The organism is Acetobacter pasteurianus subsp. pasteurianus LMG 1262 = NBRC 106471 (assembly GCF_000285275.1).
GTDB classification, from domain to species: Bacteria; Pseudomonadota; Alphaproteobacteria; order Acetobacterales; family Acetobacteraceae; genus Acetobacter; species Acetobacter pasteurianus.
The window spans coordinates 305,075-317,918 of sequence record NZ_CADO01000139.1; the positions used below are offsets into that span (position 1 = coordinate 305,075).

Below are 12,844 nucleotides of genomic sequence, written 5' to 3' on the forward strand. Positions count from 1 at the left end.
CGGCCCGGATGGCTTGCGTTGAGGGATTATGGGAGCCGCCGCAGCCATAGGCGCACCATGCTCTGTGTTGTAATCCAGCAAATAAAGGCTGCAACAAATGGCAGTGCTGCAAAGGCAACCAGCATATCTGTTGGAATAATGTTTTGCAGGGTTTGCCAATCTGGCAGCAACAGCGTGTCAGACTGAAGCGAGATATTGGCAAAAGGCGCGGCCATTCTGAACAGCACCAGCAAAGGCACCATGGCCAGAACAGTACCAGCCAAGCTGCCGCCTAACCCCAGCATAGCCGTGCGCCATGCAAAGCGGCCTGCAATATAGCCATCTGATGCACCCAGCCCGTGCAGGATTTCAATAATATCGCGCCGGGTTGAAAGGCCTGCCCGTGTGGCAAGGCCGGTTACAAGTGTGGCAATGCCGCCAACAGTAAGCAACGCCAAACCTGCGCAGGCCAAAAGGCTGTTTGCCAGTGCCTTCAGGCGTTCTCCCCAGCTTGCGTTATGCTCCACAATGGTGCCGGGTACATGCGCGGTAAGGGTTTGCTCCAAGTCATTGGGCACCTGCGCGTTGTCTGACAAACGAATGCGGATAATGGCAGGCAGAGGGAGGGCGGAATTATCAGCCTCACCCAGCCAAGGCTCTAAAAGCCGTGCCAGTTCTTCTTTATCCAAACGGTGCATCACCGAGCCGGGGGGCAGGGTGTTGAGATCTGCCAAAACAGCTTCCGCTCGGGTGGGGCCTGCGGGCTCTTTTTTGCTGGCAGGGGTAAGGGGCTGATCCGGGTCTGGCACCTGCACGGTTACAAGTTGGGCCGCACCTCCGGCCCAACGGGCAGAAAGTGCGCGTGCACCAGTTGCGCCTGCAAGCGTTAAGGCTGCCAAAAAGCTCATCATGGCCACAAGCGTAAACAGGCTGCGGTCTGGTAGGGCTTCGGAAACAGAAAGACCATCCTTACGGCCAGAAAAGGGCATCATCATACCGTTGCCCCTTCATCCTGCACCAGTCGGCCGCGTTCCAGATACAGGGCCGGGCGTTCCAGCCTACGGATCAGGGCTTCGTTATGCGTTGCCACAACCATGGTGGTGCCCATGTCGCTCAGTTCGGCAAACATATCCAGCAGGCGGTGGGCTTGGCTTTCTTCCAGCGCGTTGGTGGGTTCATCCGCCAAAATCAGGCCGGGGCGGTGGATAATGGCGCGCGCAATGGCTGTACGCTGCTGCTCCCCACCAGAAAGGCTGGCTGCGGGAGCATTCAGGCGCTCACCCAAACCGACCCATTTCAGAATGGCATGAATTTCATCCTGAATTTCATCTTCAGGGCGTTTTTGCAGGCGCAAAGGCAGGGCTACATTATCCGCAACACTCAGGCCGGGAATAAGTTTGTAATCCTGATGCACCATGCCGATTCTCTGCCGCAGGCGCACAAAGTGCGCACGCTTTTCTGCCTTGGAAACAGGCTTGCCCAAAAGCAGCATGCGCCCTTCTGTGGGAAGTGTTTCAAGGTGCAGCAAGCTTAACAGGCTGCTTTTGCCAGCCCCCGATGGGCCAAGAAGCCAGCGGAATCCACCTTGCGGGATAGAGAAGGAAAGATCGGACAATACCTGCGTATTCTGCTTTTTGCCCCGCCGCCATGAAACGTTTTCCAGACGGATCATGCTGGAACCATAAAGGACAGAAGTGGCATAAAGCGGAGCAATTGTTGCATGTATGCAGTGTAACCGAGAGGCAGGGGGAGTGTCGATTGAAAGACACAACATACTGCTTAATAAACGGTATGTTCCATCTTTTTGGCGCGATGTCTGGCGCGAACGGGTGATACCTGTGCTAAGGGAGATGCCAAATCTGTTCTTCCGTTCGATGCCTTAGCCTCGCATCTGCGTGCAGCAGGCGCAGGGAGGAAGGCAGCCTTGTATCAAGAGAGTGTTCATGAAGATCGTCTGTCCTTCCTGCGGTGTGGCCTATCAGGTTCCAGAGGCTCTTCTTGCCAAAAGGCAAATGCTCAAATGCTCTGCCTGTGGCGTTAAATGGCGGGTTCAGATCCCGCAACCGCAGCAAGAACCCGTTGCGGAGCCTGTGCCGCATGAACACGCTCAACCGCAATCTGCCCCACCAGAAGCAACAGCACCACAGCGCGCGGTAGAAGAAAAAGTAGCTCCCGCTCCGGCATCTTCGGAAGCACCCATTGCCGATAAACCGGATTCGGGGTCTTTGCCGACAGCAGAAGCTCTGGCGCCACAAGCGCCTGCTCCAGAACCTGTTGCCGAGGAAACACCAAAACAGCCTGCGCCGGTTGAACCGCAAGCGCCAGCAGCCCCCGTTCAGCCACAGCCAGAACCTCAGCCTGTTCCACCATCAGCGGAACCTGCGCCGGAAGTGCCCAGCGCGCCTGCTGTTGAACCGGAACCTGAAGTTGAGCCCGAACAGCCACCAGCACCAGAGCCGGAAGAACCAGTTGCACCGCAGCCCGTGCCGGAAGTGCCGCAGCCAACAACAGTGCGGCAGGTGCATGTTACGCAAACACCTCCGCCATATGTGCAGCCGCATGTTGAACCAACGCTGTCATCGGTTACAAAACCTTTCGCGCCTTCTGGCCCCGTAGCGGCACCGGAACCGCCAAAGCCAAAAGAAGCCGCTACACAAACAGGCCAACGTTCTGAACCTTTGCGTAGGGCATCATCACCCGCTGCCACACCTTCTGCACCACAAGTGGGGGCTGCAAACACGCCTCGGCCTATGGGAATGCCCAAAGTGCGGCCGGAAGTGGCGCAGGCTTATGCTCAAAGTGCAGCGGCGCATGTTGCGCAGCCCAAAGCACAATTGGCGCGTCAGCTTGATGTGCGTGGGCTGATTTTAACGGAAAAATTCTGGAAAATAGCCTGGATTGTCAGCGTTCTACTGGCTGTTATCGGCTTTGTGGCCATCTGGCATTGGTGGAATGCCATTGTGCACGCGTGGCCTGCGGCAGCGCGTCTGCATCGGGCCGGTTAAGACCAGATACGAAAAAGACGCGCCTAAATTTGTCAGGGTGAGCTTGCGCAGCTTTTACATGCTGCGCCCGGCCAATGTTGCCAGTGTGGCACCTGCGGCAGCCAGAGCCATCAGCATAATACCGTCCCAGATCAGGCCGCTTGCTGTAAGATCGTGCCCAGCAATAACAAGATGATGCGGAATGGCGGAAGCCACATTGGCAATGGCATCGCGCGCTTGCGGGTCTGCCGATGCGGCTGATTTGGAAAGTGCGCCAACCAGCGCGGGCAAGGCGGCCCATGCCACACCTGCAATAAGCAGCAGTGGGGCAAACAGTTCTGCAATCTGTTGCACAAAATAGAACGCAAAATAACAGACAGACCAGATAGCCGTGCGCACAAGGGCAAAGCCAGAAGTGCTAGATCGGGAGGCAGCAGAAGACTGGGAGGAAAGAGGCATGCGCGGGTCCATAGGTCGTATTCCTTGCCGGCAGTAAATGGGGCCGAATGGTTGTGTTGTATCCAACCCACAGAGCGCGCAGGCGGACTATTCTTGCCCTGTATATACAGGCACAGGGTAAAGCATGCCAATGGATAGCCATATGACGGATGCAAGACATGTTTTCATACGGGTAACGCATTCGCGATGAGGGTGTGAGGGCAGAGTTTTGGTAGGGTGCATTTTTTATACTGACCTCTTGGAAGGGCATGTCAGCGGATTTTATGCCGGTGGCCGGTAAAATTATGGATTTTCTTTCCTGCTCCATCCTGTTTGCCGGGGTGGACGCGGCTTGGCAGGCGCACCTTGAAACCTTGCTGCAGGCGCGTGGGTTGCGTGTAAAAAGCGTGGCGGATGGTCGTTCCGCCTTTGCCGGGTTTGATGAGGATTTGCCTGATCTTCTGGTCGTGCCCGCACGTTTGCCAGATATGCCAGCAACCCAGCTTTGCCAGCGTTTGCGGTTAAACGCAGCCACGCGCGGTATTCCGGTTGTAGTGTTGTTGCCAGAGGCCAACAGTAGGCAGGAAGCCGAAATTCTGGAACGCGGGGCAGATTGCTGCTTCAGCATGGCGGATAATCCGCTATTGCTGGTTTTCCGTATTTGTGCGCTGCTGCGTGAATATGATGAAGACCTTGCCGGGCGTGAGGGCGTGGTGTTTCGCCAGCCTCGTATTGTAATCATGACCGCACCGGGCGGTGTGTTATGGGCGTGGTCTGATAGGCAGAAACCCGCAGATTTTGAACCGATCAGAGGCGGTCAGCCTTATCTGGTAGAGCTTCTGCAACAGAATGGGGAAGATGCCCTGCTGGTAGAAGACCCGGAAAAGCTGGACCTTTCCGGTATTGCCAGCAGCCGTGCCTGCCCGGATTGTGTGGTGGTGGATCTGGCTTGCCCGGCATTTGATGGCCTGGCACTTGCCCGCACCATAGCGGCTTTTCGCAGGCGCAGCCGCCAGTGCACACGCATTATGGGTATGGTGGAACACGGTGGCCTTTCTGGTGAACAGGTGGCACGCGCATTTCATGCCGGGATAGATGATCTGCTGGATGCCGATACACCCGTAGATTTGCTGGTAAGTCGTATTGGCAGCCTTGTGCGGCGCAAGACATTGCAAGATGAAGCCCGGCGTGAGGAAGCACATATAGAAAGTGCCCGTGCACGTATGGCGCTGGCCGATGCTCTGCGCCGCGTGAATGCAGATCTGGCGGCCGCCAACCGCAAATTGATAGAGGCGCAGGCCAAATTGGTGCAGTCCGCCAAAATGGCATCGTTAGGGGAGTTGGCGGCCGGTATCGCGCACGAATTCAACAACCCGCTGGCGTTTGTTCTGGCGCATGAAAACACGGTTAAGCGCAGTATGGTCAAGGCGTTGCATGCAGTCAGATCGCAAGATCTGGTTACGGCGGAAACCGCATTGCAAAAAGGGAGCGAGCGCCTTTCAGCCTCCCTTATCGGTCTTTCACGCATGCGGGATCTGGTGGCCAGTCTGCGCCGTTTTTCCCGGCTGGAGGAAGGGGAGTTCCGCCGTCTGGATGTGCCCGAAGCCATAGGTATGGTGCTTACATTGCTTGCCCCCAAACTGGGGCAGGATATTGAAGTCACCTGCAAGCTGGAGGCCCCGCCGGAACTGGTGTGTCAGGCGGCGCTGGTCAATCAGGTGGTCATGAATATTGTAAGCAATGCCGCAGATGCCATTTTGGACAAACGGCGCGAGACGATTCAGAACTCCGAACCCATGCTTTCACACGCAGATCGTATCCTTATCACTTCGTTTTTGGAGCAAGCCGAAAACGGGAAAGGTGAAGAATACGTGATCCAGATAAGCGATACCGGGCCGGGCGTGCCCAAAGAGCTGCAGGAACGTGTTTTTGAACCGTTTTTTACCACAAAACCTGTAGGGTCTGGTACGGGGCTTGGGCTGGCCACCGCATACGGTGTTGTGCAGGCCCACGGCGGCAATGTTGTTGTAACCAATGCAAGCACGTTGGGGGGCGCCTGTTTCACCCTTCGCGTGCCATACAGAGCAGGAGAGGAGAGGCGCGGTGATAACGTTGCCTGACCTGAAACAGCGTCCCATCGTGCTTGTGGTGGATGACGAACCGGAGATTCTGGTTGCGCTGACAGACCTGCTAGAAGGTGCCTACCATGTTCTTTCTGCTTCATCAGGAGAGCAGGGTCTGGCGTTGCTGCGTGAAAACCCGGATGTGGCGGTTATTATCTCGGACCAGCGTATGCCCGGCATGACGGGTGATGTCTTTTTGGCGCAGGCGCGGGATATTTCCGGCGCAGGGGCCATTTTGCTCACGGGATATGCCGATATCTCCGCCGTAGAAGCCGCGCTGAACCGGGGGCAGATTTCCTTTTTTGCGTACAAACCGTGGGACGATGAAACACTGCTTTCCATGGTGGGGCAGGCTGCTGCACGCTATTTTTTGGAAAAAGAACTGGAGTGTGAGCAGCTTTTGCTACGCGGGCTATTGGAAAACCTGCCATTCGGGCTGGCGTTCAAAGATCAGAACGGCTGCTTTATCCGCCTGAACCAGCAGATGGCGCGGGAATTCGGGCGCAGCGTTGCCGAATGCCTGGGCCAGAAAGAAGAGGACCTGGTAAACGGCCCGCGGCAGGAAAGTCTGGAAGAAGCGCAGCAGGCGCTGGAAACATCCGGGCGGGATCAGCAGGTTTTGCAGCTTCCGGGGCCTGATGGACAAAACCGCTGGCATGATCTTACCCGCGTACGGCTAGATAGCCTGCGTAATGCCCCTGTGCGCTCGGGACTTTTGTCTGATTACTCCATCCTGATTGATCGGGACGTAACAGACCTGCTGGGGCTGGAACAGCGCTTGCGACAGGCCCAGAAAATGCAGGCCATTGGCACATTGGCTGGCGGCATTGCGCATGATTTCAATAATCTGCTTACCGCCATTCAGGGGTCTTTGGAACTGGTGCAGGATCTGGAGCCTCCGCGTGAGCCGGGCGTGGCACGGCTGTATCAGAACGCCATGGAAGCCGCACGCCGAGGGGGCACACTTACGCGCAAACTGCTGGACTTCAGCCGTCCGCGCCATTTGGTGTGCCAACGGGTGGAAGTGCAGGATGTCATCCAGAACCTTCAGGGCTTTATGAAGCAGGGCAAGGTGCCAGAAGATATCCGCGATGCGCTGGATTCCGCCTTGGTGGAAGGTAGTGGGCGCTTTAGCAGCGTGCAGTTTGTGCTGCCCGAAGAACCTCTGCCACCAGTATGGACAGACCCCGTGCAGCTTGAACTGGCGGTGTTCAGCCTGTGCATTAACGCTATAGATGCTCAGCCGGAGGGCGGCAAAACCAGCGTTTCCGTGCGGCAGGTTGCACGGCTTTTGGGCCGCCATGTGGGCAAGGATCACGCCGGGGCATGGGTGGTTGTGCAGGTTTCGGACAGAGGCGTGGGCATGACGGAAGAAATGCGTGCCCGCATTTTTGATCCGTTCTTCACTACCAAGGATATGGGGCAGGGTACCGGGCTGGGCCTGTCCATGATTTATGGCTTTATCAGCCATTGCGGCGGTGAAGTGCGGGTGGAAAGTACGCCGGGTGGCGGCACTTCTGTAGAGTTGTGGTTCCCGGCCATGGATGCGCAGCTTTCAGCATCCATTCCACCAACGGCAGGTGCTTCTGGCAATGCCACCGCCAACATGCGCACATTGGCTGCCACACCACAGGGCCGCGCTATTCTAGTGGTGGATGATGAACCGGGCGTGCGGGCGGTAACGGCAGGCTTTCTAAGCCGTGCAGGGTATGAGGTTCTGGAATCGGCCAGCGGTGCCGAAGCAGTGGAAACCGTACGCAACAGGCCAGATATTGCCCTTGTGGTGATGGATGTGATGATGCCCGGCATGAATGGGGGCGAGGCCGCACAACGTATCCATGCCGAACGGGCAGAACTGCCAGTGCTGTTTGTAACAGGCTATGCAGATCTGGGTATTTTGCCCCAAGGCGTGGCCGTTTTGCACAAACCCTACACGCGTGATGCGCTTTTAGGAGATGTAAAGGCCATGCTGGCTGCATAGGCCAACCCCTTGTTCTGGGCGGAATAAGGCTTATCTGAGGAAGATCATGCATACTTTTCACACAGCTTCCTCATCTCATGATCCCGTCGGCTGGCACGGGACAACCATTCTCTGCGTGCGGCGCGGGGCCGAAGTTGCCATGGCGGGCGATGGTCAGGTCACGCTGGGCAGCACGGTTGTTAAGGGCAATGCCCGGAAGGTGCGCCGCATAGGCCCGCAGGATAATATTCTGGCGGGCTTTGCAGGGGCTACGGCAGATGCCTTTACCCTGCTTGAGCGGCTGGAAGCCAAGCTGGAACGCTACCCCAACCAGCTTGAGCGCGCCTGTGTAGAACTGGCAAAGGATTGGCGGACAGACCGTTATCTGCGCCGGTTGGAAGCCATGATGGCCGTGGCAGATGCCGAACATTCCTTTACCCTCACAGGCAATGGCGATGTGCTGGAGCCCGAAGATGGCATTATCGCTATTGGCTCAGGCGGCAACTATGCTCTTTCCGCTGCCCGTGCCCTGCTGACGGTTGATGGGCTGGGGGCAGAGGAAATTGTGCGGCGGTCTATGAAGATTGCCGGTGATATCTGCGTTTACACCAATCACTCTGTCCGTGTGGAAACACTCAAGGCAGCCTCAGATCAGGAGAGCCGGTAATGGATGCTCCTAACTTTTCCCCGCGTGAAATTGTAAGCGAACTGGACCGGTTTATTGTTGGCCAGCAGGATGCCAAGCGGGCCGTGGCTATTGCCATGCGCAACCGCTGGCGGCGTGCGCAGCTTTCTGAGGGCATGCGTGAGGAGGTTGTGCCTAAAAACATCCTCATGATCGGCCCTACTGGCTGCGGTAAAACAGAAATTGCCCGCAGGCTGGCAAAACTTGCGCAGGCTCCTTTCCTGAAGGTGGAAGCCACCAAGTTTACCGAAGTGGGTTATGTGGGCCGAGATGTAGACAGCATTGTGCGTGATCTGGTGGAAGTCTCCATCACCATGCTGAAAACATCTCGCCGCAAGGATGTAGAAGAAAAAGCCCGGCAGGCAGCGGAAGAACGCATTGTAGATGCGCTGGCGGGGGAAGGATCTTCTGCCGATACAAAAAGCAAATTCCGCAGCATGCTGCGCAGCGGCCAGCTTGAAGACAAGGAAATTGATATTGCCGTAACCGAGCAGGCCCCTGCCGGAAGCAGTGATATGCCCGGAGCCGTGCCGGGGCAGGCCATTAATGTAGGCGATATGATGAAAGCCTTCATGAACCGTGGCCCCAAGCAGAAAAAGCTCAAGGTTTCTGTGGCACGGGAATATCTAAAGCGCGAAGAAGCGGACCGCCTGCTGGATGGTGAGGCCCTTACGCGGGAAGCCGTAGCCAATGCGCAGGAAAACGGCATTGTTTTTCTGGATGAGATAGACAAGGTGTGTGCCCGTGCATCAGAAAGCGGTGCAAAGGGTGGCGATGTCTCCCGCGAAGGGGTGCAGCGTGACCTTCTGCCGCTGATTGAAGGCACAACCGTTTCCACCAAACACGGCCCAGTGAATACAGACCATATTCTGTTTATTGCTTCAGGCGCGTTCCATTTGGCTAAACCGTCTGACCTGCTGCCAGAACTTCAGGGGCGTTTGCCTATTCGGGTAGAATTACAGCCACTTAGCCGTGAAGATTTGCGCCGTATTTTAACAGACCCAGAGCATTCTTTGCTCAAGCAGTACATCGCACTGATGGGCACAGAGGGTGTGACGCTGAACTTTACGGATGATGCCATAGATGCACTGGCTGAACTGGCAGCAGATATTAACGACCGTGTAGAAAATATTGGGGCGCGGCGCCTTGCCACGGTGCTGGAAAGATTGTTGGAAGAAGTCTCTTTCACGGCATCGGACCGTAAGGGTGAAACCGTGGAAGTAAATGCTGCAATGGTGCAGGAAAAAGTCGCGCCACTGGCGCGCAAGGGAGATCTGAGCAGGTTTATTCTGTAATGGAAGCACCATTTGTAACGCCGCAGGAAGATACGGCAGAAGAAGCTATTGAAGCCATCCGCGATGAGCTGGAAATCTTTGATGATTGGATGGAACGGTATCAGTACATCATAGAAATGGGGCGCAAGCTGCCCCCATTCCCGAAAGAATGGTGTGATGATGCCCACCGCGTGCCCGGCTGCCAAAGCCAGGTATGGCTGGAAGAAAAGGAAGAGGACGGCAAACTGTATTTTGCAGGCCTGTCTGACGCCGCCATAGTGTGCGGGCTGGTGGCCTTGCTGTTGCGCGTATATTCTGGCCGATCCAGAGAAGAAATTCAGGCAACAGACCCCAAGTTCCTGCGTGATCTGGGGCTTGTGCAGGCACTTTCCACCAACCGAGGCAATGGGGTGGAAGCTATGGCGCGGGCTATTCGTTCCGTTGCTGCTTCTGCTGTGGCCTGAACTGAATGTGAATTGCGCCGCCTTTAGATAGGTGGTGCAATTTCAAATAAAAAACCGGCGTGCTGGAAAAATCCAGCCGCCGGTTTTTTATTATGCCTGCTTTACAGAAAAGCGGGTGCCTGAAAAATCAGGCGTTCCCCTTTTCTTTCAGCGCTTTCAAAATGTCAGCTGGGCGCACGGGCAGGTGCCGCATACGCACGCCAACAGCATTGAAAATGGCGTTGCCAATAGCTGGTGCAATGGTGGTTACACCTGGTTCACCAAGCCCCATGGGTTTTTCCGTGCTGGGCAGGAATTCAATATCCATATCCGGCACATCTGTAATACGCAGGGGCGTATAGGTGTTCAGGTTACGGTCACGAACGTTGCCGTTTTCAATTTCCGTACCTTCAAACAGCGCCATGCTCAGGCCCCACAGTGCGCCGCCTTCGGTCTGGGCCAAGGCGCCGTCTGGGTCAATAATCGTGCCAGCATCCAGCACCAGCCAGATTTTCTGGCAGGTTACAACGCCTGTTTCGCGGTCAACATGCACCTGTGCGGCACCTGCTGTCCATGTTGGCATGTTGCGTTCCTGCCCGAAGGTGGTGGCAATGCCAATGGCCGTATCTTTCGGCAGGCTAACTTTGCCGTAACCGCACTTTTCCACCAGCTTTTTAAGCACATTGGCCTGACGGGATGCCCCACCAACAGAGTTGGGAGCACTGCCTGCATTACGGCCCTTGCATGTTAGCAGCCCAAGGCGGAAATCAACCGGATCTTTCCCATAATCATGGGCCAGTTCATCCAAAAAGCTTTCATGCGCCCACGGTGTCCAGCCGGAACTGACCGAACGCAGCCAACCGGGACGGAAGGTGGCATCGGCCAGATCATTATCCAGCGCACGCACCAGAATGGGGCCGACATCGTACCAGTGGTCAGCGCCTGCAATGGCGAACTGATCGTATGGTTTGCCGTCTTCACCTTTTTCCATAAAGGCGGCAGCCATCACGCCTGTTGGCCAACCGGCAGAGGCATGATGCTCCCACCCGTTAATGGAACCATCCTTGTTAACACCAGCGCGCACTGTCTGGATGGACGGTGAGCGGATGGAATCAAACAGCACGTCGTCAGAGCGGGTAAACACCAGTTTAACAGGCTTGCCACCCAGTGCCTTGGAAATCAGCGCGGCGGGAACTGCGTAATCCCCGTTCAGACGGCGGCCAAAACCACCACCCAACAGGTAGCTGCGCATCACCACATCGGATTCAGGAACCTGAAGCGCCTTGGCAATAACGGGCAGGAACAGGGTCTGCCACTGGTTACCGCAATGTACTTCCCACTTGCCTTCATGCAGGCGGGCAAGGGCGTTCATGGGTTCCAGCTGATAATGCAGCACGGAAGAGCACGTATAGGTGCGTTCCACCACCTTATCGGCTTTGCCCAGTGCCTCATCCACTCCGGCATCATTGAAGATGCGCGAACCGCCGGTTTTTTCGGCAATCTGCTTACGGCCGTGCTCAATAATGTCCTGTTCTGTCACGTTGGCGGTTTTACCCGGTGTCCACGTTACTTTTAGGGCATCTGTTGCGCGGATGGCAGCAGGGTAGGAGGAAGCCAGAACAGCCACCCAGCCAGGTACTGTGTTGGAAGGATCATCCAGCACAATGTAGCGGATATAGCCCTTAACCTTTTTGGCTTCCGTATCATCAACAGAAACCACTTTGGAGCCATACCGCGTGGGCGGCATTTTGGGGCGGGCATACACCATGCCTTCCAGCTTGGCATCAATGCCATAAATGGCTGAGCCATCTGTTTTGGAAGGAATATCCAGCGCTTTAACTTCACGCCCGATCAACCGATGTTCGGATGAAGGCTTGAGCGGCAACTTGGCCATTTCATCCGGCGTAAAGGTGCGGGTAGGGTGCGCTCGGCTTACAATGTCACCGTAGGAAATGGAGCGCTTGCCCGCAATAACCTGCCCATTGCGGGCAATACATGCAGAAGGCGCCATACCCAGAAGGCGCGCACCTTCTTCCACCATCACGGTACGGGCTGCGGCACCAGCTTGGCGGAACTGATCCCACGTCAGCCAGACAGACCAAGAACCACCCGTAATCATCAGGCCCCATTTGGGGTCTGTATCCACGTAGGTGATCTTAACCTTGTTCCAGTCCGCTTCCATTTCATCGGCAATAATCCGGGCAAGAGCTGTGCCAACATGCTGGCCCATTTCTGCACGAATAACGTTTACGTTCACCCAGCCATCTGGTGCAATGGAGCACCAGATTGTGGGTTCAAACGCACCACCGGCGGGCAGATTGCCTGCGGCCTGCGGATAAACCTGCGCAGCGTTACCCTGCCGTGCAAAGCCGAACATAAAGGCCGAGCCCATGGCCGTAAGCAGAAAACCGCGGCGCGTGGGCCCACGGCCTGCGGCCCGATCCTGCCGGGCTGCAATGCGTTCCAGCTTACCCATGAGATGCCTCCTCCTTCTGCATGGCGGCGGCCGCTTTCTTGATTGCCTTGCGGATGCGCACATACGTCATGCAGCGGCACAGGCTGCCGCCCATTACGCCATCAATCTGCTCATCCGTCGGGTCGGGATAATCTTTCAGAAGGCTGACAGCCTGCATGATCTGGCCGGACTGACAGTACCCACACTGCGGAACCTGAATATCCTTCCAGGCTTCCTGCACAGGGTGTTTGCCTTCTGGGTGCAGGCCTTCAATGGTGGTTACATCAGCGCCTTCAATGGAGCTGATGGGCGTAATGCAGGAGCGGGTGGCTCGGCCACCCACCAGCACGGTGCATGCACCGCACTGGCCTACGCCACACCCAAACTTTGTGCCTGTCTGGTCCAGATCATCACGCAGGGCCCACAACAGGGGGGTATCTTCTGGCACATCGACGGAAACGTCACGGCCATTGAGTTTGAACTTTATCATCTCTTGCTCCGTG

The 12,844-nt window shown here is 56.3% G+C and carries 11 protein-coding genes; 6 read left to right on the top strand and 5 right to left on the bottom strand.

Annotation, left to right across the window (positions count from 1 at the left end):
* Positions 1–26 precede the first annotated feature (26 nt).
* Together APA10_RS13335 and APA10_RS13340 are read right to left on the bottom strand one after the other, a co-directional pair.
* A complete protein-coding gene (locus APA10_RS13335; protein ID WP_003628153.1) occupies positions 27–974 on the bottom strand; it encodes a cell division protein FtsX in 948 nt (315 codons plus the stop codon).
* Entirely contained in the window at positions 971–1,753 is a 783-nt protein-coding gene (locus APA10_RS13340; RefSeq protein WP_003628152.1) for a cell division ATP-binding protein FtsE, read from the bottom strand. The genes APA10_RS13335 and APA10_RS13340 overlap by 4 nt, the downstream gene beginning before the upstream one ends.
* A gap of 121 nt (positions 1,754–1,874) precedes the next feature.
* Between APA10_RS13340 and APA10_RS13345 the strand changes: the two genes are divergently transcribed.
* The gene (locus APA10_RS13345) at positions 1,875–2,984 is read left to right on the top strand and encodes a zinc-ribbon domain-containing protein (protein ID WP_035365430.1); all 1,110 of its coding nucleotides are present in this window, start codon (positions 1,875–1,877) and stop codon (positions 2,982–2,984) included.
* A 54-nt stretch (positions 2,985–3,038) separates the two neighbouring features.
* Here APA10_RS13345 and APA10_RS13350 read toward each other — a convergent pair whose 3' ends face one another.
* Positions 3,039–3,434: a hypothetical protein gene (locus APA10_RS13350; protein ID WP_003628150.1), complete on the bottom strand. Its 396-nt coding sequence runs from the start codon at positions 3,432–3,434 to the stop codon at positions 3,039–3,041.
* Positions 3,435–3,670: 236 nt separating this feature from the next.
* Here APA10_RS13350 and APA10_RS13355 point away from each other — a divergent pair, with 236 nt between their 5' ends.
* From APA10_RS13355 to APA10_RS13375, 5 genes are read left to right on the top strand one after another with little or no spacing between them, the layout of a single operon-like run.
* A complete protein-coding gene (locus tag APA10_RS13355; RefSeq protein ID WP_003628149.1) occupies positions 3,671–5,521 on the top strand; it encodes an ATP-binding protein in 1,851 nt (616 codons plus the stop codon).
* Positions 5,505–7,505 (top strand): response regulator, encoded by a 2,001-nt coding sequence (locus tag APA10_RS13360; protein ID WP_012812803.1) that lies wholly within the window; start codon positions 5,505–5,507, stop codon positions 7,503–7,505. Before APA10_RS13355 ends, APA10_RS13360 begins: the two co-directional genes overlap by 17 nt.
* 46 nt (positions 7,506–7,551) lie before the next feature.
* Complete coding sequence (gene hslV / locus APA10_RS13365; protein WP_012812804.1) at positions 7,552–8,151, top strand: ATP-dependent protease subunit HslV; 600 nt, start codon at positions 7,552–7,554, stop codon at positions 8,149–8,151.
* A complete protein-coding gene (hslU, locus tag APA10_RS13370; RefSeq protein WP_003628148.1) occupies positions 8,151–9,464 on the top strand; it encodes an ATP-dependent protease ATPase subunit HslU in 1,314 nt (437 codons plus the stop codon). The genes hslV and hslU overlap by 1 nt, the downstream gene beginning before the upstream one ends.
* Positions 9,464–9,907, top strand: coding sequence for a SufE family protein (locus APA10_RS13375; protein WP_003622884.1), 444 nt, complete (start codon positions 9,464–9,466; stop codon positions 9,905–9,907). The genes hslU and APA10_RS13375 overlap by 1 nt, the downstream gene beginning before the upstream one ends.
* A 127-nt stretch (positions 9,908–10,034) precedes the next feature.
* Here APA10_RS13375 and APA10_RS13380 read toward each other — a convergent pair whose 3' ends face one another.
* Positions 10,035–12,362 carry a xanthine dehydrogenase family protein molybdopterin-binding subunit gene (locus tag APA10_RS13380; RefSeq protein WP_003628147.1) on the bottom strand — a complete coding sequence of 776 codons (2,328 nt, stop codon included), beginning with the start codon at positions 12,360–12,362 and terminating at the stop codon, positions 10,035–10,037.
* Complete coding sequence (locus tag APA10_RS13385; RefSeq protein WP_003622889.1) at positions 12,355–12,831, bottom strand: (2Fe-2S)-binding protein; 477 nt, start codon at positions 12,829–12,831, stop codon at positions 12,355–12,357. The genes APA10_RS13380 and APA10_RS13385 overlap by 8 nt, the downstream gene beginning before the upstream one ends.
* Positions 12,832–12,844: the final 13 nt, after the last annotated feature.

What these genes read in the sequence shown, in the direction of transcription:
- APA10_RS13335 (WP_003628153.1), bottom strand. Translation starts at nt 974, where the DNA reads ATGATGATGCCCTTTTCTGGCCGTAAGGATGGTCTTTCTGTTTCCGAA.
- APA10_RS13340 (WP_003628152.1), bottom strand. Translation starts at nt 1,753, where the DNA reads ATGTTGTGTCTTTCAATCGACACTCCCCCTGCCTCTCGGTTACACTGC.
- APA10_RS13350 (WP_003628150.1), bottom strand. Translation starts at nt 3,434, where the DNA reads ATGGACCCGCGCATGCCTCTTTCCTCCCAGTCTTCTGCTGCCTCCCGA.
- APA10_RS13355 (WP_003628149.1), top strand. Translation starts at nt 3,671, where the DNA reads ATGTCAGCGGATTTTATGCCGGTGGCCGGTAAAATTATGGATTTTCTT.
- hslV (WP_012812804.1), top strand. Translation starts at nt 7,552, where the DNA reads ATGCATACTTTTCACACAGCTTCCTCATCTCATGATCCCGTCGGCTGG.
- hslU (WP_003628148.1), top strand. Translation starts at nt 8,151, where the DNA reads ATGGATGCTCCTAACTTTTCCCCGCGTGAAATTGTAAGCGAACTGGAC.
- APA10_RS13375 (WP_003622884.1), top strand. Translation starts at nt 9,464, where the DNA reads ATGGAAGCACCATTTGTAACGCCGCAGGAAGATACGGCAGAAGAAGCT.
- APA10_RS13380 (WP_003628147.1), bottom strand. Translation starts at nt 12,362, where the DNA reads ATGGGTAAGCTGGAACGCATTGCAGCCCGGCAGGATCGGGCCGCAGGC.
- APA10_RS13385 (WP_003622889.1), bottom strand. Translation starts at nt 12,831, where the DNA reads ATGATAAAGTTCAAACTCAATGGCCGTGACGTTTCCGTCGATGTGCCA.